Origin of the sequence: Mesorhizobium sp. M7A.F.Ca.US.014.04.1.1 (assembly GCF_003998745.1) — a bacterium.
GTDB classification, from domain to species: Bacteria; Pseudomonadota; Alphaproteobacteria; order Rhizobiales; family Rhizobiaceae; genus Mesorhizobium; species Mesorhizobium ciceri.
In genome coordinates this window covers 1-627 of the sequence record NZ_RZRW01001327.1, presented here as the reverse complement: position 1 = coordinate 627, position 627 = coordinate 1, and the positions used below count along the sequence as shown (strand labels likewise).

Genomic DNA, 627 nt, shown 5'->3' with positions numbered 1-627 from the left:
GTCGCGGGGCTTGCCGCCGCGCCTGCGGCCGCGCCGTCCGCGATCGCGGCTCTGGCGATCATCGCCGTCGCCGTCCTCGTTCTCCTCGTCCTCAGCCTCCTGCGCTTCCGCGCGCAGCAGTGCCTGACGATCGGCGACCGGAATCTGGTAGTAATCGGGGTGGATTTCACTGAAGGCGAGAAAACCGTGACGGTTGCCGCCATATTCGACAAAGGCTGCCTGAAGGGAGGGCTCTACGCGCGTTACGCGGGCTAGGTAGATGTTTCCTTTGAGCTGCTTCTTGTCCTGGGATTCAAAGTCGAATTCTTCAATACGGTTACCGCGTATGACGACAACGCGTGTTTCCTCCGGGTGGGAGGCGTCTATCAGCATTTTGTTGGGCATTATTTCGTTTCCCCCCGGCAGCCGTCAGCCGCAGCTTGCGAGGCAAAGCCTGCTGCTGCGTGTCTGGAATGTGGGTGCCGGATATTTGAACGTCCGTCGGCCGCCGCTTGAGCGCCATGGCGGTGCCGCCCGCAGCCATAATGGCGCGGTTTGATGCGGACCTTTCCATGATTGCGCTTGAAGCCATCGTCACCAACAGAACCTTTTGAAGCAAAGCCCGGACGAACCGGACCAGTTTGTTTG

General features: G+C 60.3%; 2 protein-coding genes. Both read right to left on the bottom strand.

The window, feature by feature from the left end:
- Positions 1–384: S1 RNA-binding domain-containing protein (locus tag EOA22_RS36365; protein ID WP_127390755.1), on the bottom strand; the 384-nt coding region annotated here is incomplete at its 3' end.
- Positions 384–627: hypothetical protein (locus EOA22_RS38405; RefSeq protein WP_206521566.1), on the bottom strand; the 244-nt coding region annotated here is incomplete at its 5' end. The genes EOA22_RS38405 and EOA22_RS36365, both read right to left, overlap by 1 nt.